We start from the raw sequence: 21,961 nt of genomic DNA on the forward strand, positions 1-21,961 counted from the left end.
GAGTCCGCGTGGCGCCGAACGGCGGCTCCGCCGGTCAGCGAACTGCGATCCTGAATCGGGATCTGGCGATCGGACATGATGATGGAAGGCGGGAGTTCCTATGACCACCGTTATAAAGAATGGCACCGTCCTTACCGCCGATCTGAGCTACAGGGCCGATGTTCTGGTAGAGGACGGGCGTATCGCCGCCATCGCGCCGAACCTTTCGGGCGACACCGTGCTGGACGCCACGGGTTGCTATGTCGCGCCGGGCGGGATCGACCCGCATACGCATTTCGAGATGCCCTTCATGGGCACCTATTCTGCCGACGACTTCGACAGCGGCACCCGCGCGGCACTGGCCGGTGGGACGACGATGACGGTGGATTTCGTCCTGCCTGAGCCCGGGCAGTCGCTTCTGGACGCGCTGAAGATGTGGGACAACAAATCAGCGCGGGCGCATTGCGATTACTCCTTCCACATGGCGATCACGTGGTGGGATCAGCAGGTCTTCGAAGAGATGAAGGCCGTGACGGAGCGCGGCATCAACTCCTTCAAGCACTTCATGGCCTACAAGGGCTCGCTCATGGTGAATGACGAGGAGATGTTCGCCTCCTTCCGCCGCTGCGCGGATCTGGGCGCCATCCCCTTCGTCCATGCCGAGAATGGCGATATCGTGGCCCAGATGCAGGCCCGCCTCATGGGTGAAGGCAATACCGGGCCGGAGGCGCATGCCTACAGCCGCCCGACCGCCGTAGAAGGGGAGGCCGCCAACCGCGCCATCGTCATCGCCGATATGGCGGGGGTGCCAGTCTATATCGTCCATGTCTCCTGTGAGGAGGCGCATGAGGCCATCCGGCGCGCACGGATGCAGGGCAAGCGCGTCTGGGGCGAGCCGCTGGTGCAGCATCTGCTGCTGGACGAAGGGGAATATGCCAATCCGGACTGGGACCACGCCGCCCGGCGTGTGATGTCGCCACCCTTCCGCAGCAAGGCGCATCAGGACGGGTTGTGGGCCGGGCTGGCGGCGGGGACATTGTCCTGCGTGGCGACGGATCACTGCGCGTTCACCACCGCGCAGAAGCGCACCGGGCTGGGCGATTTCACGAAGATCCCCAATGGCACCGGCGGGGTGGAAGACCGTCTCGCGCTGCTCTGGACCTACGGGGTGGAGCAGGGGCGGCTCACCCCCAGCGAATTCGTGGCCGTGACCTCCACGAATATCGCCAAGATCCTGAACATCTATCCCCGGAAGGGAGCGGTTCTGGTCGGTGCGGATGCCGATCTGGTGGTCATCGACCCGAAACGGGGCAAGATCATCGACGCGGCCTCGCAGCAATCCGCCATCGACTACAACGTGTTCGAGGGAATGGAGGTGCGGGGCCTGCCGCGCTTCGTGCTTTCCCGCGGGCGCGTGATGGTGGAGGAGGGCGCGCTCCGCCCCGGGGAGGGGCACGGCCGCTTCGTGGATCGTCCGCCCGCGGGTCCGGTCAGCCGCGCGCTGTCCACCTGGAAGGAACTGACCGAACCCCGCGCCGTCGCCCGCGGGCCCATCCCAGCAACCGGAGTATGACATGACACAACCCACCCGCCGCCCCTCGCACCTGCCTTCCGCCTACATGAAATCCGCTTGGTGGATTTACCGCCACCCCGTCCGCTCCATGGCGATTGTCGCAGGTTCCATGGCACTCGCCACGCTGCTTGGCGCGCGGCTCGGGGGGCGATGATGAAGGTCGCTCTCGTCACTGCGGGCGGATCGGGCATGGGTGCGGCGGCGGCCCGTCGCCTGGCTGATGACGGCTTCGCGGTCGGCATCCTTTCTTCCTCCGGCAAGGGAGAGGCGCTTGCGGAGGAGCTCGGCGGCCTCGGCATCACCGGCTCCAACCAGTCGCAGCAGGATGTCGCGCGGCTCGTCGATGACGCCATGGCGCGCTGGGGCCGGGTCGATGTGCTGGTGAATTCCGCCGGACACGGGCCGCGGGCCGATATCCTCGACCTGACGGACGAGGACTGGCACCGGGGGATCGATACCTATTTTCTGAACGCGGTGCGCCCGACGCGGCTGGTCACGCCCATCATGGTGGCGCAGGGCGGCGGCGCGATCATCAACATCTCCACCTTCGCGGCGTTCGAACCCGACCCTGCGTTTCCGACCTCGGGTGTGGCGCGGGCTGGACTGGCCGCCTTCACCAAGCTCTTCTCCGATCGCTATGCACGCGACAATGTCAGAATGAACAACGTTCTGCCGGGCTTCATAGACAGCCTGCCGGAAAAGGAGACGGCTCGCGCGCGGATCCCTTTGGGTCGCTATGGCCATATGGAGGAGATCGCGGCGACCGTGGCCTTCCTGGCCTCTCCCGGAGGCGGCTACATCACCGGGCAAAATATCCGGGTGGATGGCGGCATCACGAGGTCCGTATGAGCGGGACCGCTTGCCGGGCGTCGGAAAGTCCGGGGTATCGAGCCCCGGCCTTTCCGGCTGCCGCGGGATATCGGAGGCGGCGCGAGCAAGACTGGACGAAGCATCTGCGGCACAGGCGCCCAACCCGGTCCGAGCGTACGCGGCGCTGCTCCGCGTGGCCGCCGGCACCGTTCCGGCAGGTGAGCGGTCATGAGTGAACCGCAGCCCGTGATCGCCGCCAAGGGCCTTGGCCTGACCTTTGCCACGGCGGATGGGCCGGTCGTTGCGTTGAAGGATGTGAACCTCACCATCCGGCAGGGTGACTTCGTCTCTTTCATCGGTCCCTCCGGCTGCGGCAAGACGACATTTCTGCGCGCCATCGCGGGGCTGGAGGAGCCGACTGCCGGCAACCTTTCCGTCAACGGCATGACGCCGGACGCCGCCCGGCGGGCGCGCTCCTACGGCTACGTCTTTCAGGCGGCCGGGCTTTACCCTTGGCGGACCATCGCCGCCAATGTCCGCCTGCCGCTGGAGATCATGGGTCTTTCGCGCGCGGAGCAGCGGGAGCGTGTGGCGCGCGTCCTGGATATGGTGGAGCTTGGCGGCTTCGCGCGGAAATACCCCTGGCAGTTGTCGGGCGGCATGCAACAGCGCGCTTCGATCGCCCGCGCACTCGCCTTCGATGCGGATATCCTGTTGATGGACGAACCTTTCGGCGCGCTGGATGAGATCGTACGCGACCGCCTGAACGAGCAACTTCTGGCGCTCTGGGCACACACGGGCAAGACGGTGGGTTTCGTCACCCATTCGATCCCGGAGGCCGTATTTCTCTCCACCCATATCGTGGTCATGTCACCGCGTCCGGGACGGATCACGGATGTCATCGAAAGCCCCCTCCCGCGCGAAAGGCCGCTCGACATCCGCGACAGCCGGGAGTTCATCGAGATTGCGCATCGTGTTCGTGAGGGGCTGCGAGCGGGGCATGGCGATGCTGTTTGAGGTTCCGCCGCACGGTCCCGACGATGTGTCCGCGCGCCACAGGTTCAGAGGGCCGCATTATCGGCGGGGGGTGATAGCGATGCTGTTTGAGGCTCTGCCAGACGGTCCCCCCGCTATGTCGGTGAGCACCGCAGGTCCGGAAAGCCGGCTTCATCCGCCCGGACGGATCGCGTTCGGATGCCGGATGTTTTCCGAGGGTTCCGTCATGACCGGCAAGGTGGTTCTCATTGAGGCGTCCACCGCCACCAAGCCGCTCAGGGGGGCAGCCTGTCCTCCGGCAGTGGGGGGCGGTGCGGCTACTTCAACGGCTCCCCGTCCCAGCGGGCTGAAATCCTGCGGCGGGCGCGCCAATGCCGGGGCAAGCGAGGCGCTGTTTCGGCGAAAGGGGCATGTGGCAGGTGACGAGCGGGAGCATGGCATCGGGCGGAACGGCCCACGGTACCGGCGGCATTATGACCGGACGTAGCGCCTCCGTCCTGCCGGTCGCGGTGCTGGTCGCGCTGCTGATTGCCGTCTGGTACGTCGCGGCGGTCTGGATGAACGCCACCTGGACCTACGACCAGGCAGCCCGCGCGGGAACGACACCGACGCTGGCGGATGTGATCCGGGATACGATGGCGCAGGATCGTCCGAAACTTCCCGCGCCGCATCAGGTCGCCGGGGAATTGTGGCGGACGGTGGCCGGGGTTGCGCCCACGTCCCGGCGCAGCCTGCTCTACCACGCCTGGATCACGCTCTCCGCGACTTTGGCGGGCTTTGCCATCGGCACGGCGGCGGGGCTGCTGCTGGCGATCGGCATCGTTTACAGCCGGGCGATGGAGATGAGCGTCATGCCCTGGGCCATCGCGAGTCAGGCCATACCGATCCTCGCCATTGCACCGATGATCATCGTGGTGCTGAACTCGGTAGGGGTGTCCGGGCTGCTTCCGAAGGCGGTGATCGCGGCCTATCTTTCGTTCTTCCCAGTGGTGGTCGGCATGGCCAAGGGGCTGCGAAGCCCCGAGGCGTCGGATCTCGACCTCATGCGCACCTATTCAGCCAGTGGCTTGCAGACTTTCGTCAAACTCCGCCTCCCGGCCTCTCTCCCGTGGCTCTTCACGGCGCTGAAGGTGGCGGCGGCGGCGGCCCTCGTGGGCGCGATCGTCGGCGAAATGCCCACCGGCGCGGTGGCGGGGCTGGGCGCGCGGCTGCTCTCCGGCTCCTACTACGGACAGACGGTTCAGATCTGGGCGGCGCTCTTCATGGCAGCCCTGCTGGCTGCGGTCCTTGTGGCGGTGGTGGGTCTTGTCCAGCGCGTGGTGCTGGGAAACATGGGGCTTGCGAGGTGATCGGGATCCTCATCGCTCGCATGCGGCAGCCGGCAAGGCCGGGGTTCGATGCCCCGGTCTTGCCGCGCCCCGACATAGGGAGGATGGGCATGTGTCGGGCTGGCTGATCGGGACGCTTCTTTTCTGGCTCGCAGCCTGGGCGGTGAATGTCAGTCTGGCGAACGGGCGCTTTGCTCGCCGCCGCTGGGTCAGGATCGTCGTGCCGCTTCTGTTCGGTGTGACGGTCCTCGTGCTGTGGGAGGGGGTAGTTCGCGGCCTCGGCGTACCGGGAGCGATCCTGCCGCCGCCCTCTGCTATCGGATTGGCGGTCTGGCGCAACGCGGACCTGCTGCGGGAGGATTTCGTCCAGACCTTCCTCAAGGGCGCGCTGACCGGCTGGGCCATAGGTTCCGCGGCGGCTTTGCTGACTGCCGTCGCCATAGACCGCTCCCCCTTTCTTCAGCGTGGGTTGCTGCCGATCGGCAATTTCGTGGCGGCCCTTCCCGTCATCGGGATCGCCCCCATTCTTGTGATGTGGTTCGGGTTCGACTGGCAGTCGAAGGCAGCGGTCGTCGTGGTCATGGTGTTCTTCCCGGTGCTCGTGAATGCAATGGAGGGCCTCCGCGCCACGCAACCCATGCAGCGGGATCTGATGCGGACCTATGGCGCGCGCTACGGTCAGGCGCTGGCCAAACTGCGCGTTCCCGCGGCGATGCCCTTCATCTTCAACGGGTTGAAGATCGCGGCGACGCTGGCGCTCATCGGGGCCATCGTGGCTGAATTCTTCGGCTCGCCCACACGCGGCATGGGGTTCCGCATCTCCACTGAAGTGGGCCGCCTGCGTCTCGACATGGTCTGGGCGGAGATCGCGGTCGCGGCGGCGGCGGGCACAGCCTTCTATGGTCTCGTCGCTCTGGCCGAGCGCGCGGTGACCTTCTGGCACCCCGCCCAACGGGGGGGCTGAGAGGGCGCCTGCCCCCCGCTTCTCAACGAGGCGGGGAGGTGCAAATCTGGAACGGGAAATCGCGGGAAACACCGCGGCAACAGGGAGTTCGACATGAGAAAGATGCTTTTTGCGGCGGCGCTGGCCACCACCGGCGGCGCGGGGGCCGCGATGGCCGCCGATGCGGTGACGCTGCAACTCAAATGGGTCACGCAGGCGCAGTTCGCGGGGTACTACGTGGCGCTCGACCAGGGCTTCTACGAGGCGGAAGGGCTGGATGTCACCATCCGTCCTGGCGGTCCGGACATCGCCCCGGTGCAGGTGCTGCTGGGAGGCGGGGCCGACGTGATGGTGGACTGGATGCCCTCCGCCCTCGCCGCGCGGGAGGGCGGGACGCCGGTCGTCAACATCGCCCAGCCCTACAAGACCTCCGGCATGATGCTGACCTGCCTGAAGGAAAGTGGCGTGGCCACGCCGAAGGATTTTCCCGGCCATACGCTCGGCGTCTGGTTCTTCGGCAATGAATACCCGTTCCTGAGCTGGATGGCGCATCTCGGCATCCCGACCGACGGTTCGCCGCAGGGGGTGACGGTGCTGAAGCAGGGCTTCAACGTCGATCCACTTCTTCAGAAGCAGGCCGCCTGTATCTCCACCATGACCTACAACGAATACTGGCAGGTGATCGACGCGGGTATCACGCCGGAGCAGCTCGTGACCTTCAAGTATGAGGATCAGGGCGTCGCCACGCTGGAGGACGGGCTTTACGTGATGGAGGACAGGCTCTCCGACCCGGCGTTCGTGGAGAAGATGGCGAAATTCGTCCGCGCCTCCATGAAAGGCTGGAAATGGGCGGAGGAGAACGCCGATGATGCCGCGATGATCGTGCTCGAATACGACGAGACCGGCGCACAGACAGAGTCCCACCAGAAGCGCATGATGACCGAGGTCGCAAAGCTGACCGCCGGTTCCAACGGCGCGCTCGATCCGGCCGATTACGAGCGGACGGTCAAGACGCTGCTGGGCGGCGGTTCCGATCCCGTCATCTCGAAGGAGCCGGTGGGCGCATGGACCCACGCGGTGACGGACAAGGCGTTGAACTGAGCCATGCGCCGTCTGGCCGCCATCGCGGACATCCACGGCAACAGCGCCGCGCTGGAGGCTGTGCTGGCCGATATCGCCGCGCTGGGCGTGGAGGAGGTCGTCAATCTCGGCGACTGCCTTTCGGGCCCGCTCGATCCCGCGGGGACGGCCCGGCGGCTCATGGCGCTCGACCTGCCGACCGTGCGGGGCAACCATGACCGCTGGCTGGCGGAGCGGCGGGCAGGCTCAAGCTGGGAGGATGTCACAGCGCCCCTCATCGATGAGGAGACGCGTGCATGGCTCGGCGGCCTTCCGCCCTGCCGGGTGGCGGAGGGCGTTTTCCTTTGCCATGCCACGCCCGGCGACGACGTGACCTACTGGTTGCACCGTGTGGCGGGCGGGGGCGAGATGCGTCCCGCCACGCTGGAGGAGGCGGAGGCACCCGCACATGGCCTGACAGAGCGGTTGCTGCTTTGCGGACACACGCATCTGCCCCGGGCGGTGCGATTTTCAGACGGTCGGCTCGCGGTAAACCCCGGAAGTGTGGGATGTCCGGGCTACACCGACGACACGCCCCTGCCGCATCGGGTGGAGGCGGGGGTTCCCCATGCCTCCTATGCCGTGCTGGAGGAAGGGGCGCAGGGCTGGCAGGTGAGCTTTCGCCTCGTTCCCTATGACGCGGGGGAGATGATCGCCCGCGCCCGAAGGCAGGGGTTCGACGATTGGGTGAGCCTCCTCTCCACCGGCTTTCTTCCGTGAGATCAGGTGCTGGCGTGAACTGATATACCGCGTCCACGATCACGGTTGCGGGAGCGCTGTCATAAGGAGCATCTGGCGGGCCCGGGCGCTCGGGCGGAGTGCTTGCCTCCGCGGCGCCCGCCGCGCATCCTTGCGGCGGAGCAGCGGACTGGGAGGAACGGAATGGCGCGACGGTCATTGCTCGGCAGCCGTATCCGGGAGCGACGGGGACTTCTCGGCCTGCGACAGGCAGAGCTTGCGCGGGCTGCCGGGGTGTCTGCCTCCTATCTTAACCTCATCGAACACAATCGCCGCCGGGTAAGCGAGGATCTGCTCGACCGTATCGCCCATGCGCTCGGTACGGAGACGGCCGCTTTGAGTGAGGGGGGGGAGGCCCGCGTCATCGACGGCTTGCGACTGGCTGCTGCCGGAGGGGCGGAGAGCGGGACGGAGATCGACCGGCTGGAGGAGTTCGCCGGACGCTTTCCCGGCTGGGCGGGCCTGCTCGCTTCCCAGGCGCGGCAGGTGCAGGGGTTGGAGCGGGCGGTGGAGACGCTGACTGACCGTCTTGCCCATGATCCCTATCTTTCCACCGCGCTCCATGAGGTGCTTTCCGCCATCACCTCCATCCGCACGACAGCGGAGATCCTTGCAGAGACGGAGGATATAGACCCGGAATGGCGCGCCCGGTTCCACGGCAACCTGCGGAGCGATTCAGAGCGGGTAGCCCATGCCGCGGAGGCACTGGTCGACTACCTCGACAGCGTGCCGGAGGAGCGGACGGGTCTCGCTTCGCCGCAGGAGGAGATGGAGAGCTGGCTGGAGGGCCGGGGCTATCGCTTTCCTTCGCTTGAGGGGGATGAAGACCCCGCGCGGCTTCTTGATGCGCGGGATCTGACGGGGGTCTCCGCCTCCGCGCGGCTACTGGCGGAGAGGCACCTCGCCCGTTACCGGGAGGATGCACGCCTCATGCCGGAACATCCATTTCGCGCTCTCTGGGCCGAAGCGCCCGATCCAGCCCGCCTCGCGGCCCGGTTCGGTGTGCCGACGACCGCAGTTTTGCGGCGGGCGGGAGTGCTTCTTGAGACGGTCGGCTTCGTGATGTGCGATGCGTCGGGGACGCTGACCTTCCGCAGGCCGTTGCCGGATTTTCCACTGCCGCGTTTCGGGGCGGGCTGCCCGCTGTGGCCGATCTACCGTGCGCTGTCGCGCCCCGGCGAACCCATCAGCGCATGTGTGGAGATGGCAGGCCGGTCGCCGCGGGCTTTCCGCGTATGGGCTGCGGCGGAGCGGCGCTGGCCCGACGGTTTCGCGGCGGGAGAGGTGGTGGAGGCGGCGATGCTGCTTCTCCCGGACGAGGGAAGCGGCCCGTATCTTCCCGTTGGAACCGGCTGCCGCATCTGCCCGCGCGCGCTCTGCGTCGCGCGCCGAGAGCCCTCCATCCTGACACAGTTCACCTGATCGGGGATCGACACGGGCGATTTGTTACCGGGGAATTTTTACCAGGGTGAATTTTGACAGGCCCGCGCCCTTCCGCGATAGTCATGGAAACGCAAGCCGCGACCGGGGGAGGGGCGCACGCCATGCGGAGAGATGTGCTTCTCATCGAGGATGAACCACATATCGCCGAGGCGATTCGCTATATCCTCGCCCGCGACGGCTGGGAGGTCGCCGCCCATGCGGACGGGGCGAGCGCGATGACCGCGATCCTTGCGTGCAGCCCGCGCCTTGTAATCCTTGACGTGATGCTTCCCGGTCGCTCCGGCTTCGACATCCTGAAGGACATGCGTGACGAACCGGCGACGCGCGCCATCCCCGTTCTCATGCTCACCGCGCGTAGCCAGTTGAAGGACCGCGAGCTGGCGGAGCGGCTCGGCGCAAGCCGCTTCGTGGCCAAGCCTTTTTCCAATGCCGACATGCTTGCCGCCGTACGCGAACTGGCGGGAGGATAGACCCATGCGGCCCATACAGCATCCGGTGTTTCTTGCCCGTCAGACCTACCGGATGCGTCGGGTGGTTGACGCGGCGCGGGTCCTGCCCGCGGTGGGCCTGATGCTGTTTCTGCTCCCGCTTCTGTGGACAGAGCCATCGCTGGCGGCTGTCGGGCTTTACGTCTTTGCCGTGTGGTTGCTGCTGATCGTGGCCGCCATCGTCATGTCCCGCCGCCTTGCGCGGCTGACGGGGGGCGAGGGGGAGCCGCCCGAAGGCCCGGAGCCATGACGGCTGCCCTGCCATTTCGCAGGGGCCGGGCCGGGCCGCGAACACCGGCGGGAGAAGTGGCGCCGTGATCCCGTTCAAGCTCTTGCTGCTCGTCTGCCTTGCCTATGTGGCCTTTCTGTTTCTCGTAGCCTTCTGGGCGGAGCGGCAAGCGCAGGCGGGGCGGCTCCGGCTGTTGCGCTCGCCGCTCGTCTATACGCTGTCGCTGTCCATCTACTGCACGGCATGGACGTTTTACGGTGCGGTGGGCTACGCTGCCCGTTCGGGTCTGGAGTTCGCCACAATCTATCTCGGGCCGACGCTGGTGTTCGCCGGGTGGTGGCTTCTCCTTCGCAAGCTCGTGCGGATCGGCCGACAGCAGCGGGTAACTTCCATCGCGGACCTCGTCTCCGCCCGCTATGGAAAATCAAGCCGTGTCGCGGTGATGGTCACGCTGATCTCCGTCGCCGCCGCCACGCCCTATATCGCGCTGCAACTGCGGTCCGTCACGCTGTCCTTCGGGGTCTTTGCCGCAGATGTGCCGGAGGAGTGGACAGCCTCCGGCTCCGGCACCGCGCTCTGGGTGGCGATGGGGCTGGCCTTCTTCACCATTCTCTTCGGCACGCGCAAGATCGCCGCGAACGAGCAGAACCACGGGGTCGTCGGGGCCATCGCAGTAGAGGCGGTGGTGAAGCTGGTGGCACTGATCGCCGTCGGTATCTGGGTGGTATGGTTCGTGGCTGCGGGGCCAGAGGACATGTATCGCCGCATCGAATCCTCGCCACTTGCCGCCAGTACGCTCGTCCCGAGCCGCTGGGCGGGTTTGACGCTGCTGTCTGCCGCGGCGATCTTCACCCTGCCGCGCATGTTTCAGGTTCTGGTGGTGGAGAACACCAACGAGCGCTATCTTGCCACAGCCGGTTGGGCCTTCCCGCTCTACCTGCTCGGGATGAGCCTGTTCATCGTGCCCATCGCGGTGATCGGGCTGGATTATCTGCCCCCGGGTGCCAACCCGGACCTCTTCGTCCTGACGTTGCCGCTGTCCTTCGACAAGGGATGGCTCGCCATGCTGGCGTTTCTGGGCGGCTTCTCCTCCGCCACCTCCATGGTCATCGTCGCGGCCATTGCGCTTGCCACGATGGTATCCAACCATATCGTGACGCCGCTCTGGCTCCGCATCAGGCCGGGCGTGAGCGAGGATCTGCGCGGCGTCGTCCTTACCGCGCGGCGGCTGTCGATCCTTGGCGTTCTTGCCCTCGGCTACGTCTATTACCGCATGATGAACGAGGCCGCCGCCCTGTCCGAAATCGGCCTGATCTCCTTCGTGGGGGCCGCTCAGGTGCTGCCCGCGCTGGTCGGTGGGCTGTGCTGGCGGGGGGCCACGCGATCCGGGGCCATGGCGGGCCTTTTGATCGGCGCAGCGCTCTGGGCCTACTGTCTGCTCCTTCCCACGCTGGCACCGGGCTGGGCCGCCGGGCTTCTGGCTGCAGGGCCCTTCGGCTGGGGATGGCTCCGGCCCACGCATCTGCTGGGGATGGATACTCTGGACCCGCTCGTGCACGCGCTCTTCTGGTCCATGCTGCTGAACACGCTGGGATATGTTCTGGTGTCTCTCGTGAGCTTTCCCACGCCGATCGAGCGTCTTCAGGGCGTGCAGTTCGTCAACGCCTTCGAAGCGGACACAGCACCGGGCGGCTGGCGGCGGAGCGGGGCAGAGGCGGAGGAGCTTCTGGTGCTCGCCCAGCGGATACTCGGGCGGGACGATGCGCAGGAGCTGTTTTCCCGAGAGGCGGCGGTGCAGGGGCAGTCGAGCCTTCTGCCGGAGACCACACCCGAATTTCTCGGCCGGCTGGAGCGGCGCCTTGCGGGTTCGGTGGGGGCGGCCACGGCGCATGCAATGCTCGCGCAACTCGCCGGGCGCGCATTGGTGACGGTGGAGGATCTGATGGCCGTCGCCAACGAAACCGCGCAGATCATGGAATATTCCAGCCAGCTCGAAACCAAGTCGGAGGAACTGGCCCGTACGGCCCGCCAGCTTCGCGCCGCCAATGAAAAGCTGACGGCCCTCTCCGTGCAGAAGGATGCGTTTCTCGGCCAGATCAGCCACGAGCTGCGCACGCCAATGACCTCCATCCGGGCATTCTCGCAGATACTGGCAGAGGATGGCGACCTCCCGCCGGAGCGGCAGCGGCACTATGCCGGGATCATGGCCGCTGAATCCGCGCGGCTGACCCGGCTGCTGGACGATCTTCTCGATCTCTCCGTTCTGGAACATGGCGAGGTGCAGCTCGACCTTCAAAAAGTGCGGCTGGGCGATCTCATCGACACCGCGCTTGCTGCGGCACAGGTGGGAGGCACGGGGCCGCTTCTGCGGCTCGACCGCGATCCGGCGGGGGAGGGGACGGAGATCGTCACCGATGCGGGCAGGCTCACGCAGGTCTTCATCAACCTGATCTCCAATGCGCGGAAATACTGCGACGCGGCGGTTCCGACCCTGCGGATCGAGGTGACGCCCCTGCCGCGGGGGCGGCTCGCGATCGACTTCATCGACAACGGCCAAGGCATTGCGCCAAGTCACCGGGCGCTCATTTTCGAGAAGTTCTACCGGGTCGCAGACGGCAATCGCGCGGGAGGCGCGGGGCTGGGACTGGCCATCTCGCGCGAGGTGATGGAGCGGCTGGGGGGCACGCTTTCCTATCTTCCCGGCCAGTCGGGGGCGGCTTTTCGTGTTGTGCTGCCGCGCCGCGGTCCGGCGGTGCTGCCGATCCGGGCGGAAGCCGAGCGTCGCATCAACCTTCCATAAACCTGTTTCGGGCATCGTGCAGCGGTGACGAAGGGATGCGTGATGGCGACAGGCGATTCGGTACTGCGGCGCAAGGCCTCCGCGCGGGCGGTAAGAAAGGCGGCTCCTCCCACGCCCGAGCGGGCGACCCGGCTTGCGCTGCTCCGCGCGGCGCGGAAGGTGCCCGGTCTCGATGCGGTGGTAGAGAATGTGGAGGATGGCCGCCATGGCCTGACGGAACTGCTGGATGCATTGCCCTCGCCCGCCTTCTTCGGTCTGCTTCCCGGCCCGGAGGAGGCTCTGGGGCTTGCCGCGTTGAGCTTGCCGGGGCTTGCTTCGGTTGTCGAGGCGCGGATGACGGGCCGTCTGGTTTCTGCCGATCCACAGGCACGGCGACCGACTGCGACGGACGCCGTGCTGACGGCGGAGTTCATCGACAGCTTCATCGGTGAGATAGCGGAACTGCCGGTCGGATCCGGGCTGCGGGACGTGGCGGGCTTCCGGTACGGCTCCTATGTCGATGACCCCCGGCCTCTTGACCTGATGATGGAGGACCGGACGTATCGCACGCTCCGCCTCACATTGTCCTTCGGCTTCGGCCTGCGCCGCGCGGTGCTGCTGTTGGCCGTCCCGGAGATCGAGCGCACGCGGGCGGATGCTGTACCCGCGCTGCCGCGACCCATGCTCGCTACGGAGGAATGGTCGCGGCGGCTGGAGGCGCAGGTCTCCCGCGCGGCCTTGCGTTTCGACGTGAGACTCGCCCGCCTGACCCTGCCGCTCGGCGCGGCGACGAGCCTGCGGCCGGGAATGGTCCTGCCGCTGGACGGCGCCTCGCTCGAGGCGGTCCGCCTCATTGGCTCCGATGGGCGGGATATAGCGGAGGGGCGGCTGGGCCAGATGCAGGGGCGGCGTGCACTCCGCCTGTCCGGTCCGCTTCTGGGGGAGATTACATGAGGTTGCTTGCCCTGATTCTTCTCTGCGGCGCCTGTGCGCGGGCACCGGCTACCCCCCGAGAGATCGTCATCACCGAAGCGGCAAACCGATGTGAGGAACTGGGTTTCCTGCGCGGGTCGTCCGATGAAGCAAGTTGTGTCCAGCGACTTTTCGAGAGGGACGCCGCCGCGCGAGAGGCCGCGCTACAGCGAGAGATCGACAGGCCCTGAAAATCGCGAACCGGATCGGGTTCGCCTGGAATGCCTAGCTTGGGAGTGATGCCCAATGACATTCTGAAATGCAACAGAGGCGGCTGATCGCCGCCTCTGTGAGTGACTTTCGCGGCTGCCTCGCGGCAGGCTTGCGATCAGCGGCAGGCGACCGATTGGCCACCCATGGCGCCGGCCGCCCCACCGGCGGCGGTCATGATGGTGCGACCGCTGCCACCCCCGAAGGCGTTGCCCGCCGCGGCACCAAGCGCCGCGCCGCCCACGGTGCCGATCCCACACTCCAGTTGGCGCTGCTGCTGCGGTGTCGGATTGCATGCCGCGGCGAGGGCAAGGGCGGAAAAGGCGAAGACGAGACGGTATTTCATGAGGCATCCCCTGACTGCGATTTTTCCGTAACCTATCCAAATGATGCAAAGATACAAGCACACCGCGCGATGACTCGCGCAGAGTTGCTGTCCCGGCCTTGGCTGGGAAGAGAGAGGCAGGAGGCCGCCTCCCCCCGGAAAGCGTACATCTTGCCGTGGCATCCGCCAGTTCCTCGCGGTAATCGGGGACGACAACGAAGCAGTCATTCGTGGCGATACGGATCGGCGCGTAGAAGCAGGAGCGGCGGGAGATGATACCGGTCAGGGGGGTTGAGGGGCAGCGCGTCGCTGTTCTGGGGCTGGGCCGGTCTGGCCTTGCGACGGCTCGGGCGCTGATTGCGGGGGGTGCAGAGCCGCTTTTGTGGGATGACAGCCCGGAATCGCGCACCCGTGCCGAGGCGGAGGGGTTTTCCCTGCATGATCTCACACGTGAGGGGGCCTGGAATGGCGTCTCGCTGCTGGTGGTCAGCCCCGGCATACCGCATCTCTACCCCCAGCCCAACCGAATCATCGCGCGGGCAATGATGGAGGGGGTGCCGGTCGACAATGATATCGGCCTGTTCTTCCGGTCCTGGGGCGAGGCGGACTGGGCCCGCTACGATCAGCCGCCGCGTGTCATCGCGGTGACCGGGTCCAACGGCAAATCCACCACGACGGCGCTCATCCACCACATCCTGACCGTCGCCGGGCGCCCGACGCAGATGGCGGGCAACATCGGCCGTGGCGTTCTGGATATCGAGCCTCCGGTGGATGGGGAGGTGGTGGTGCTCGAGCTGTCTTCCTATCAGACGGAGCTTGCCCGCGCGCTCACGCCCGACATAGCCGTGTTCACGAACCTCTCGCCCGACCATCTGGACAGGCATGGCGGCATGGGCGGCTACTTTGCCGCGAAGCGCCGGCTCTTTGCAGAGGGCGGCCCTGATCGCGCCGTCATCGGCATCGATGAGACGGAGGGGCTGTTCCTCGCGAACCAGCTTTCGCAGGGTCCGGCGGATGATCGGGTCATCCGCATCTCCGTCACCCGGAAGCTGGAGGGGGAGGGGTGGAGTGTCTTTGCCCGCCGCGGTTTCCTGTCGGAATGGCGCAAGGGGCGGCAGGTCGCCTCCATCGACCTGCGCAGGATCAGGGGGCTTCCGGGCGCGCATAACCACCAGAACGCCTGTGCGGCCTATGCGGCGACGCGCACGCTCGGCATCGCGCCGCGCGTGATCGAGCAGGCATTCCTGAGCTTCGAGGGCCTGCCCCACCGCAGCCAGATCGTCGCGGAGCGCGCGGGCGTGACCTTCGTCAACGATTCCAAGGCCACCAACGTGGATTCCGCGGCCAAGGCTCTGGCTGCCTTCCCGCGTATCCGCTGGATCGCCGGCGGGCTGGGCAAGGACGGCGGCATAACGATGCTGAAGCCGTTGCTGGGGGCCGTCGTGAAAGCCTATCTCATTGGCCACTCGGCCCGGGACTTCGCGCTGGAGATCGGTGAGACGCCGCATGAAATCTGCGAAACGCTGGACCGTGCCGTTGCCCGAGCGGCCGAGGAGGCCGAGGCTGGAGACACCGTCCTGCTCGCGCCGGCCGCAGCAAGTTTCGATCAGTATCCCAACTTCGAGAAACGCGGCGAGCATTTCATGGAACTGGTCCGCGCGCTGCCCCCTGCATGACCTCCGCTCAGATTTCCTTTTCGGTGGTCGCAGTGTTGCAGCGCCATCGGGCGATCCGCCATTTCGGATGGCTGTCCACCCAGCGGGCGAGTTCCGGCTGCGCGCTCATCATGCAGGTGAGCGGCGTGACATCGGTGAACAGCAGGCTTTTCTTTTCGCAAAGTGCGGGTGCGGCTGTCAGACAGGCGATGAAAGCGAGTTCGATCATGGCGGGCCTCTGGTTGAAGCTTGGGCCTCCCTCCGCAAACGTAGCAGCGAATCGGGTGTTCCAGTCCATTCGCATTTTCGGTGATGCAGCATTCGACGCCGCGTCCCTGCATCTTCGGCAGGGGTGATTGCCTTGGAAACGATCATCCATGCGGACTGGAGCGTCGCTGTGCAAAAGCGGTGGCAGGCGCGGGCGACGCGTGAGAGTGGGGTCTGGACGCTTCACCCGCCAGTGAGGGGGTTGGAGGCCGCAGATCTGCTTCGCACCTCCCGTGCGGGCCGTCTGATTGCAGGGTTCGACTTTCCCATCGGCGTTCCGGCCTTTTACGGCCGGCAAACGGGGTTTCGCGATTTCCCGACGCTTCTGGACGCGCTCGGTAAGGACGACTGGGCCGCCTTCCTGTGCGTCGCTGCGGAGAGCAATGAGATTTCGGTGAAGCGTCCCTTCTATCCGCACCGGCCCGGCGGGCGCCGGCAGGAGGATCTCATCCGTGCGCTGGGAGCCGAGCGGATGGACGACCTGCGCCGATGCTGTGACCGTGCGACCGACGAAAGGCCCGCGGCGCCGCTTTTCTGGACGCTGGGCGCCAATCAGGTTGGCAAGGCCGCGCTGGACGGCTGGATGCGGGTCATACTGCCAGCGCGCCGGGCTGGTGCGGCGCTCTGGCCCTATGATCGCGGCACGGAGATGCTGGAACCCCCCTTCATCCTCGCGGAAACCTATCCGGCGGAGGCGATGCGCCGTCTGAAGGTCATGCCGGAGGGCCGTTTCAGCAAGCGGCGGCAGGCCGACCGGGCCACCGTTGCCGCCCGCGTCAGTGGCTGGGCGGAGCGTCTGGGCGCGAGACTCTCGCCCGAACTTCTCAACGCGCTCAATCAGGGTTTCGGCGCGGACAAGGCGGCGGAAGATCGCTTCGACGCCGTCGTGGGTCTGTGCGGTATGATCGACCTCGTGGAACGGAAGGGTAGGGCGGAGGTGCCCGCACTGGATGACGTTCATCTGTGGGAGGGCTGGATCTTCGGGAGAAGCCTATCGCTCGCACCTGCTCACGCAGGCGTGGCGGGGGAGTGCGTGTATTGACGCTGGCGCGAAACCAAGGTTTCAGCTAGGTTACCGTATCAGACCCGGGGAAAACCGGGCATATAGGGCAGAGGGCAGTCTTCCCATGACGGAAATGGTCTACGGCACCGCGCCCGTTCGGGCCGGTGAGCCTATACTCCCGCGGTGGTGGCGGACCATCGACAAATGGGCCGTTTCGGCCATCCTGCTGCTGTTCGGCGTGGGATTGCTGCTGGGCCTTGCCGCCTCTCCGCCGCTGGCCGCGCGCAACGGGCTGGACCCGTTCTATTATGTCAATCGTCAGATGTTCTTCGGCGGCATCGCCATCGCCGCGATGTTCATCGTTTCGATGATGTCTCCCGAGATGGTGCGCCGCGCCGGGGTGATCGGCTTTCTCGGGGCCTTTCTGGCGCTTGCGCTGCTGCCGTTCTTCGGAACGGATTTCGGCAAGGGGGCCATCCGCTGGTTCTCCTTCGGCTTCGCCTCCGTGCAACCGTCGGAGTTCCTGAAGCCCGGCTTCGTCATCCTCTGCGCCTGGCTGATGGCGGCCGGGCAGGATCCGAACGGTCCGCCCGGCAAGACGATGTCACTCCTCATCGCGGGCACGGTCGTCGGGATGCTGGCCATGCAGCCGGACTTCGGGCAGGCCGCGCTGATCCTGTTCGCCTGGGGTGTCATGTATTTCGTGGCGGGCGCACCTATGACGCTCCTGCTCATCGTCGCAGGGATCGTGGGGTTCGGCGGGACGGTGGCCTATGAAGGCTCCGAGCACTTCGCCCGCCGGATCGACGGCTTCCTGACCGCCGAGATCGATCCGCGCACCCAGATCGGCTATGCCACGAACGCCATTCAGCAGGGCGGCTTCTTCGGCGTGGGCGTGGGCGAGGGCGAGGTGAAGTGGTCGCTGCCCGATGCGCATACCGACTTCATCATCGCCGTCGCGGCGGAGGAATACGGCCTGATCCTCGTGCTGTGCATCATCGGGTTGTTCTGTCTCATCACCGTGCGGTCGCTGTTCCGGCTGACGCGGGAGCGGGACACGTTCACCCGCCTCGCGGGGACGGGGCTTGCCTGCCTGTTCGGGGTGCAGGCGATGATCAACGTGGGCGTCGCGGTGCGAATGCTTCCGGCCAAGGGCATGACGCTGCCGTTCGTGAGCTATGGCGGCTCCTCGCTCATCGCGGGCGGGATCGTTGTCGGTGCGCTGCTCGCCTTCACCCGGACCCGGCCGCAGGGGCGGATCGGCGACATCCTGACGAAGGGGCGCTGATCCATGGTCGCCGGCGAGGCATCACCGCTCCTGCTCATCGCGGCAGGCGGCACCGGCGGGCACATGTTCCCCGCGCAGGCGCTGGCGGAGGCGATGGTGCAGAAAGGCTGGCGGGTCAAGCTTTCCACCGATGCGCGGGGTGCGCGCTATACCGCCGGTTTTCCGCAGGCCGTTCCGGTGGAGGAGGTCAGCTCCGCCACCTTCGCGCGCGGAGGGCCGCTGGCCAAGGCCGCGACTCCGTTCCGCATTCTGGGCGGCGTGCTGGCAAGCGCACGGGCGCTCCGCCGCGACCGGCCCGCCGTTGTGGTGGGCTTCGGGGGCTATCCGACGATTCCAGCGCTCGGGGCTGCATGGCTGCTTGGTCTGCCGCGCATGATCCATGAACAGAACGGCGTTCTGGGCAAGGTGAACACGGCCTTTGCTTCGCGGGTGGATGCCGTGGCCTGTGGCACGCGGCCCACTGCTCTGCCTTCGGGGGTGGAGGGGGTGCATACCGGCAATCCCGTGCGCACGGCGGTGCGGGAGAAGGTCGGTGCTTCCTATATCCCTCCGTGCGAGGGGGTGATCCACCTGCTGGTCATCGGTGGCAGCCAGGGGGCGCGCGTTCTGTCGGATGTGGTGCCTGAGGCCATTGCCCGGCTGCCAGAGCGGCTGCGCACCCGGCTTTCGGTCTCTCATCAGGCACGGGAGGAGGATTTGCCCCGCGTGGTGGAGGCCTACCGCAAGGCGGGCGTCGTGGCCGAGGTCCAGACCTTCTTCACCGACGTGCCCCGGCGGATCGAGGAGGCGCAGCTTGTCATCTCCCGCTCCGGTGCGTCGTCTGTCGCCGATATCGCGGCGATCGGTCGGCCGTCGCTGCTGATCCCCTTTGCCGCTGCCGCTGCGGATCACCAGACCGCCAATGCCCGCGGGCTTGCCGAAGCGGGTGCCGCCATCGTCATTCCCGAATCCCGGCTTGAGCCTGCCGCGCTTTCGGAGCAGATAGCGTCGGTCCTGTCGGACCCTGCCCGTGCGGAAGCCATGGCCGATGCCGCGCGGGGCGAAGGCCGCCCCGATGCGACGGAACGGCTCGTCACCCTGGTCGAAGCGATCGCCAACAAAGGAAAGAACCGATGAACGCTGCCACCAAGCTGCCGCTCGAACTCGGCCCCATCCACTTCGTCGGTATCGGCGGGATAGGCATGTCGGGCATTGCCGAGGTGCTGATGACGCTCGGCTACACCGTGCAGGGGTCGGACGCCAAGGCATCCAAGATCACCGATCGGCTGGTGGGGTTGGGAGCGACCTTCTTCGAGGGGCAGCGCGCGGAGAATATCGGTGAGGCCGCGGTGGTTGTCATCTCCTCCGCCATCAAGCGCGGCAACCCCGAGCTGGAGGAGGCGCGGCGGCGCAACCTGCCGGTCGTGCGGCGGGCGGAAATGCTGGCGGAGCTGATGCGGCTGCGCTCGAACGTCGCCGTAGCGGGAACCCACGGCAAGACCACCACCACCACGATGGTCGCGACGCTGCTCGACAAGGGTGGCTTCGATCCGACCGTCATCAACGGCGGCATCATCCACGCCTACGGCTCCAACGCGAGGGCGGGCGCGGGCGAGTGGATGGTGGTGGAGGCGGACGAATCGGATGGCTCCTTCAACCGGCTTCCGGCGACCATCGCTATCGTCACCAACATCGACCCGGAGCACATGGAGCACTGGGGCACCTTCGACGCGCTGCGGAAGGGGTTTTACGATTTCGTCACCAACATTCCGTTCTACGGCATCGCGGTGTGCTGCACCGACCATGCGGAGGTTCAGGCGCTGGTGGGCCGTGTGACCGATCGCAAGGTCGTAACCTTCGGCTTCAACGCGCAGGCCGACGTGCGGGCGGTGAACCTGCGGTATGAAAACGGGACCGCCGCATTCGACATCCTCCTCCAGAATGAGGAAGGCGGGCTGATCGAGGGCTGCACCCTGCCCATGCCGGGCGAGCACAACGTGTCCAACGCGCTGGCGGCTGTCGCCGTGGCGCGCCACCTGGGCATGAAGAAGGACGAGATTCGCACGGCGCTGGCGGCGTTTGGCGGTGTGAACCGGCGCTTCACCAAGGTCGCCGAGGTGAACGGCGTCACCATCATCGACGATTACGGCCACCATCCGGTGGAGATCGCCGCCGTGCTGAAGGCCGCGCGTCAGGCAACGAAAGGCCGCGTGATCGCCGTGCATCAGCCGCACCGCTATTCCCGGCTGCACAACCTCTTCGAAGAATTCTGTACCTGCTTCAACGACGCTGACGTGGTCGGCATCACCGATGTCTATTCCGCGGGCGAGGAGCCTGTGGAAGGTGCCGACCGCGATCACCTCGTGGCAGGGCTGATCGCGCATGGCCACCGTCATGCCCGCGCCATTCTGGACGAGGATGATCTGGCCCGGCTGGTGCGGGAGCAGGGGCGTCCCGGCGACATGGTGGTGTTGCTGGGCGCGGGTTCCATCTCCGGCTGGGCGCATGGCCTGCCTGCGCGTCTGGAAGGCCGGCAGGGCGGAGCGCGCGTCATGCCTCTTCGCGCACGGGCCTGAGGGGGATGGCCGCAGCCATGGCGACATGACCTTCTCCTTCCTGCTGTCTGCCCTGTGGCTCCTGCTGGCGGCCGTGCTGGCGCGGCGTGGCTGGCGAGGGCGGCGGCGGGTCGTGCTGGCGCTGCTGGCGACGGGCATTCCGGTGCTAGGCCTCCTCACCCATTCCTGCGGGCCGGTGCTGGGGCTTGTCGCGCTCGGGATCGGCATGGCGGTCATGGCGATGACCCAGCGGCCACCGCGTCGCCGCCTTGACGGATGAGTTGAGCGGCGGGGCTTGTCGCGCTATGGGATCGCCATGACCGACACGCTTCCCCTCCCCGCCGTGCGCGGCACGCTCACCCCCTTTCGTCCCTTGGCGGATCTGACATGGCTCCGCGTCGGCGGTCCGGCGGACTGGTTGTTCCAGCCGGCGGATGTAGAGGATCTTTCCGGCTTCCTCGCCGCGCTGCCTCCGACGATTGCGGTCTTTCCCATCGGCGTCGGCTCCAATCTCATCGTACGGGACGGCGGCATCTCGGGGGTGGTGATCCGCCTGGGACGGGGGTTCAATGGAATCGAGACGGGGGATGGCACCGTCACAGCGGGAGCGGCGGCTCTTGATGCCCATGTCGCCCGGAGGGCCGCCGCGGCGGGGCTGGATCTGACGTTCCTGCGCACCATTCCCGGCTCCATCGGCGGTGCTGTGCGCATGAACGCGGGCTGCTATGGCACCTATGTCGCCGACCGTTTCCTGAGCGCGCAGGCGATCCTGCGCAACGGCGATCGGGTGATTCTGGGGCGGGAGGCACTTGCCTTCGGCTATCGGGAGACCTTTCTGCCAGAGGGCGCGGTGATCGTCTCCGCCACCTTTCGCGCGCCTTCCGGCGATCCTTCGACGTTGGAGGCGCTGATGGCGGAGCAGGTCGCCCGCCGAGATGCCTCCCAGCCGGTGAAGGAGCGGACGGCCGGTTCCACATTCCGCAATCCGTCGGGCGCGAGCTCCACGGGTCGTGCCGACGACAGCCATGAGATGAAGGCGTGGAAGCTCATCGACGACGCCGGCATGCGCGGCGCGCGGCGGGGCGGGGCGGAGATGAGCCCGAAACACGCCAATTTCCTCGTCAACACTGGAGGGGCGAATGCCGCCGATCTGGAGGGGCTGGGCGAGGAGGTCCGAAATAGGGTGTTCCAATCGAGCGGTTTGTGGCTAGAATGGGAAATCATGCGCGTCGGAAAACCGGCGGGCGGTTGACGGCCCCTTGGGCCGGCCAATAACCAAAAG

At 66.7% G+C, this 21,961-nt stretch carries 24 protein-coding genes; 22 read left to right on the top strand and 2 right to left on the bottom strand.

Annotated features, from left to right (window positions below):
* The first annotated feature begins 100 nt into the window (after positions 1-100).
* The 15 genes from hydA to CG51_RS10605 all read left to right on the top strand — a co-directional run bounded on the left by hydA (position 101) and on the right by CG51_RS10605 (position 13,588).
* On the top strand, positions 101-1,552 hold the full coding sequence (gene hydA / locus CG51_RS10540; RefSeq protein WP_035744725.1) for a dihydropyrimidinase: 1,452 nt from the start codon (positions 101-103) through the stop codon (positions 1,550-1,552).
* Between the two features lies 1 nt (position 1,553).
* Entirely contained in the window at positions 1,554-1,706 is a 153-nt protein-coding gene (locus CG51_RS20050) for a hypothetical protein (RefSeq protein ID WP_156961340.1), read from the top strand.
* Positions 1,703-2,401 (top strand): SDR family oxidoreductase, encoded by a 699-nt coding sequence (locus tag CG51_RS10545; protein ID WP_035744727.1) that lies wholly within the window; start codon positions 1,703-1,705, stop codon positions 2,399-2,401. Before CG51_RS20050 ends, CG51_RS10545 begins: the two co-directional genes overlap by 4 nt.
* Before the next feature lie 189 nt (positions 2,402-2,590).
* Entirely contained in the window at positions 2,591-3,379 is a 789-nt protein-coding gene (locus tag CG51_RS10550) for an ABC transporter ATP-binding protein (RefSeq protein ID WP_035744729.1), read from the top strand.
* Positions 3,380-3,563: 184 nt separating this feature from the next.
* Positions 3,564-3,845, top strand: a complete 282-nt coding sequence (locus CG51_RS20055; protein WP_156961341.1) for a hypothetical protein — start codon at positions 3,564-3,566, stop codon at positions 3,843-3,845.
* A complete protein-coding gene (locus tag CG51_RS10560) occupies positions 3,832-4,707 on the top strand; it encodes an ABC transporter permease (protein WP_035744732.1) in 876 nt (291 codons plus the stop codon). The genes CG51_RS20055 and CG51_RS10560 overlap by 14 nt, the downstream gene beginning before the upstream one ends.
* A 142-nt stretch (positions 4,708-4,849) precedes the next feature.
* Entirely contained in the window at positions 4,850-5,650 is an 801-nt protein-coding gene (locus CG51_RS10565) for an ABC transporter permease (protein WP_416171656.1), read from the top strand.
* Between the two features lie 93 nt (positions 5,651-5,743).
* Entirely contained in the window at positions 5,744-6,730 is a 987-nt protein-coding gene (locus CG51_RS10570) for an ABC transporter substrate-binding protein (protein WP_035744733.1), read from the top strand.
* A 3-nt stretch (positions 6,731-6,733) separates the two neighbouring features.
* Positions 6,734-7,468 (top strand): metallophosphoesterase family protein, encoded by a 735-nt coding sequence (locus CG51_RS10575; RefSeq protein WP_035744735.1) that lies wholly within the window; start codon positions 6,734-6,736, stop codon positions 7,466-7,468.
* Positions 7,469-7,630: 162 nt separating this feature from the next.
* The gene (locus tag CG51_RS10580; protein WP_035744737.1) at positions 7,631-8,908 is read left to right on the top strand and encodes a helix-turn-helix transcriptional regulator; all 1,278 of its coding nucleotides are present in this window, start codon (positions 7,631-7,633) and stop codon (positions 8,906-8,908) included.
* 122 nt (positions 8,909-9,030) lie between these two features.
* Complete coding sequence (locus CG51_RS10585) at positions 9,031-9,399, top strand: response regulator transcription factor (protein ID WP_035744739.1); 369 nt, start codon at positions 9,031-9,033, stop codon at positions 9,397-9,399.
* Positions 9,400-9,403: 4 nt separating this feature from the next.
* A complete protein-coding gene (locus tag CG51_RS10590; RefSeq protein WP_035744742.1) occupies positions 9,404-9,667 on the top strand; it encodes a hypothetical protein in 264 nt (87 codons plus the stop codon).
* Positions 9,668-9,734: 67 nt separating this feature from the next.
* Positions 9,735-12,446 carry an ATP-binding protein gene (locus CG51_RS10595; protein WP_051930417.1) on the top strand — a complete coding sequence of 904 codons (2,712 nt, stop codon included), beginning with the start codon at positions 9,735-9,737 and terminating at the stop codon, positions 12,444-12,446.
* Between the two features lie 42 nt (positions 12,447-12,488).
* Positions 12,489-13,379, top strand: a complete 891-nt coding sequence (locus tag CG51_RS10600; RefSeq protein WP_051930408.1) for a FliM/FliN family flagellar motor switch protein — start codon at positions 12,489-12,491, stop codon at positions 13,377-13,379.
* Entirely contained in the window at positions 13,376-13,588 is a 213-nt protein-coding gene (locus CG51_RS10605) for a hypothetical protein (protein WP_035744745.1), read from the top strand. The genes CG51_RS10600 and CG51_RS10605 overlap by 4 nt, the downstream gene beginning before the upstream one ends.
* A 137-nt stretch (positions 13,589-13,725) precedes the next feature.
* Here CG51_RS10605 and CG51_RS10610 read toward each other — a convergent pair whose 3' ends face one another.
* A complete protein-coding gene (locus CG51_RS10610; protein ID WP_035744748.1) occupies positions 13,726-13,953 on the bottom strand; it encodes a glycine zipper 2TM domain-containing protein in 228 nt (75 codons plus the stop codon).
* A 251-nt stretch (positions 13,954-14,204) separates the two neighbouring features.
* On the opposite strand from CG51_RS10610, the gene murD reads away from it, so the two are divergent.
* Positions 14,205-15,608: a UDP-N-acetylmuramoyl-L-alanine--D-glutamate ligase gene (murD, locus tag CG51_RS10615; RefSeq protein ID WP_035744751.1), complete on the top strand. Its 1,404-nt coding sequence runs from the start codon at positions 14,205-14,207 to the stop codon at positions 15,606-15,608.
* Between the two features lie 7 nt (positions 15,609-15,615).
* On the opposite strand, the gene CG51_RS10620 is transcribed toward murD, so the two are convergent.
* Positions 15,616-15,816: a hypothetical protein gene (locus CG51_RS10620; RefSeq protein WP_035744753.1), complete on the bottom strand. Its 201-nt coding sequence runs from the start codon at positions 15,814-15,816 to the stop codon at positions 15,616-15,618.
* Positions 15,817-15,948: 132 nt separating this feature from the next.
* Between CG51_RS10620 and CG51_RS10625 the strand changes: the two genes are divergently transcribed.
* The 6 genes from CG51_RS10625 (at position 15,949) to murB (ending at position 21,931) form a co-directional block, all read left to right on the top strand.
* Complete coding sequence (locus CG51_RS10625; protein ID WP_143412849.1) at positions 15,949-16,896, top strand: DUF429 domain-containing protein; 948 nt, start codon at positions 15,949-15,951, stop codon at positions 16,894-16,896.
* A gap of 85 nt (positions 16,897-16,981) precedes the next feature.
* Positions 16,982-18,145 carry a peptidoglycan glycosyltransferase FtsW gene (locus CG51_RS10630; RefSeq protein WP_035744755.1) on the top strand — a complete coding sequence of 388 codons (1,164 nt, stop codon included), beginning with the start codon at positions 16,982-16,984 and terminating at the stop codon, positions 18,143-18,145.
* A gap of 3 nt (positions 18,146-18,148) precedes the next feature.
* On the top strand, positions 18,149-19,261 hold the full coding sequence (gene murG, locus CG51_RS10635; protein WP_035744756.1) for an undecaprenyldiphospho-muramoylpentapeptide beta-N-acetylglucosaminyltransferase: 1,113 nt from the start codon (positions 18,149-18,151) through the stop codon (positions 19,259-19,261).
* On the top strand, positions 19,258-20,700 hold the full coding sequence (murC, locus tag CG51_RS10640) for a UDP-N-acetylmuramate--L-alanine ligase (protein ID WP_051930411.1): 1,443 nt from the start codon (positions 19,258-19,260) through the stop codon (positions 20,698-20,700). The genes murG and murC overlap by 4 nt, the downstream gene beginning before the upstream one ends.
* Before the next feature lie 25 nt (positions 20,701-20,725).
* The gene (locus tag CG51_RS20400) at positions 20,726-20,959 is read left to right on the top strand and encodes a DUF2484 family protein (RefSeq protein WP_035744758.1); all 234 of its coding nucleotides are present in this window, start codon (positions 20,726-20,728) and stop codon (positions 20,957-20,959) included.
* Between the two features lie 36 nt (positions 20,960-20,995).
* Entirely contained in the window at positions 20,996-21,931 is a 936-nt protein-coding gene (gene murB / locus CG51_RS10650; protein ID WP_035744801.1) for a UDP-N-acetylmuramate dehydrogenase, read from the top strand.
* Positions 21,932-21,961: the final 30 nt, after the last annotated feature.

Source organism: Haematobacter missouriensis (assembly GCF_000740775.1).
Classification (GTDB): Bacteria; Pseudomonadota; Alphaproteobacteria; order Rhodobacterales; family Rhodobacteraceae; genus Haematobacter; species Haematobacter missouriensis.

What these genes read in the sequence shown, in the direction of transcription:
- hydA (WP_035744725.1), top strand. Translation starts at nt 101, where the DNA reads ATGACCACCGTTATAAAGAATGGCACCGTCCTTACCGCCGATCTGAGC.
- CG51_RS20050 (WP_156961340.1), top strand. Translation starts at nt 1,554, where the DNA reads ATGACACAACCCACCCGCCGCCCCTCGCACCTGCCTTCCGCCTACATG.
- CG51_RS10545 (WP_035744727.1), top strand. Translation starts at nt 1,703, where the DNA reads ATGATGAAGGTCGCTCTCGTCACTGCGGGCGGATCGGGCATGGGTGCG.
- CG51_RS10550 (WP_035744729.1), top strand. Translation starts at nt 2,591, where the DNA reads ATGAGTGAACCGCAGCCCGTGATCGCCGCCAAGGGCCTTGGCCTGACC.
- CG51_RS20055 (WP_156961341.1), top strand. Translation starts at nt 3,564, where the DNA reads ATGTTTTCCGAGGGTTCCGTCATGACCGGCAAGGTGGTTCTCATTGAG.
- CG51_RS10560 (WP_035744732.1), top strand. Translation starts at nt 3,832, where the DNA reads ATGACCGGACGTAGCGCCTCCGTCCTGCCGGTCGCGGTGCTGGTCGCG.
- CG51_RS10570 (WP_035744733.1), top strand. Translation starts at nt 5,744, where the DNA reads ATGAGAAAGATGCTTTTTGCGGCGGCGCTGGCCACCACCGGCGGCGCG.
- CG51_RS10575 (WP_035744735.1), top strand. Translation starts at nt 6,734, where the DNA reads ATGCGCCGTCTGGCCGCCATCGCGGACATCCACGGCAACAGCGCCGCG.
- CG51_RS10580 (WP_035744737.1), top strand. Translation starts at nt 7,631, where the DNA reads ATGGCGCGACGGTCATTGCTCGGCAGCCGTATCCGGGAGCGACGGGGA.
- CG51_RS10585 (WP_035744739.1), top strand. Translation starts at nt 9,031, where the DNA reads ATGCGGAGAGATGTGCTTCTCATCGAGGATGAACCACATATCGCCGAG.
- CG51_RS10590 (WP_035744742.1), top strand. Translation starts at nt 9,404, where the DNA reads ATGCGGCCCATACAGCATCCGGTGTTTCTTGCCCGTCAGACCTACCGG.
- CG51_RS10600 (WP_051930408.1), top strand. Translation starts at nt 12,489, where the DNA reads ATGGCGACAGGCGATTCGGTACTGCGGCGCAAGGCCTCCGCGCGGGCG.
- CG51_RS10605 (WP_035744745.1), top strand. Translation starts at nt 13,376, where the DNA reads ATGAGGTTGCTTGCCCTGATTCTTCTCTGCGGCGCCTGTGCGCGGGCA.
- CG51_RS10610 (WP_035744748.1), bottom strand. Translation starts at nt 13,953, where the DNA reads ATGAAATACCGTCTCGTCTTCGCCTTTTCCGCCCTTGCCCTCGCCGCG.
- murD (WP_035744751.1), top strand. Translation starts at nt 14,205, where the DNA reads ATGATACCGGTCAGGGGGGTTGAGGGGCAGCGCGTCGCTGTTCTGGGG.
- CG51_RS10620 (WP_035744753.1), bottom strand. Translation starts at nt 15,816, where the DNA reads ATGATCGAACTCGCTTTCATCGCCTGTCTGACAGCCGCACCCGCACTT.
- CG51_RS10630 (WP_035744755.1), top strand. Translation starts at nt 16,982, where the DNA reads ATGACGGAAATGGTCTACGGCACCGCGCCCGTTCGGGCCGGTGAGCCT.
- murG (WP_035744756.1), top strand. Translation starts at nt 18,149, where the DNA reads ATGGTCGCCGGCGAGGCATCACCGCTCCTGCTCATCGCGGCAGGCGGC.
- murC (WP_051930411.1), top strand. Translation starts at nt 19,258, where the DNA reads ATGAACGCTGCCACCAAGCTGCCGCTCGAACTCGGCCCCATCCACTTC.
- CG51_RS20400 (WP_035744758.1), top strand. Translation starts at nt 20,726, where the DNA reads ATGACCTTCTCCTTCCTGCTGTCTGCCCTGTGGCTCCTGCTGGCGGCC.
- murB (WP_035744801.1), top strand. Translation starts at nt 20,996, where the DNA reads ATGACCGACACGCTTCCCCTCCCCGCCGTGCGCGGCACGCTCACCCCC.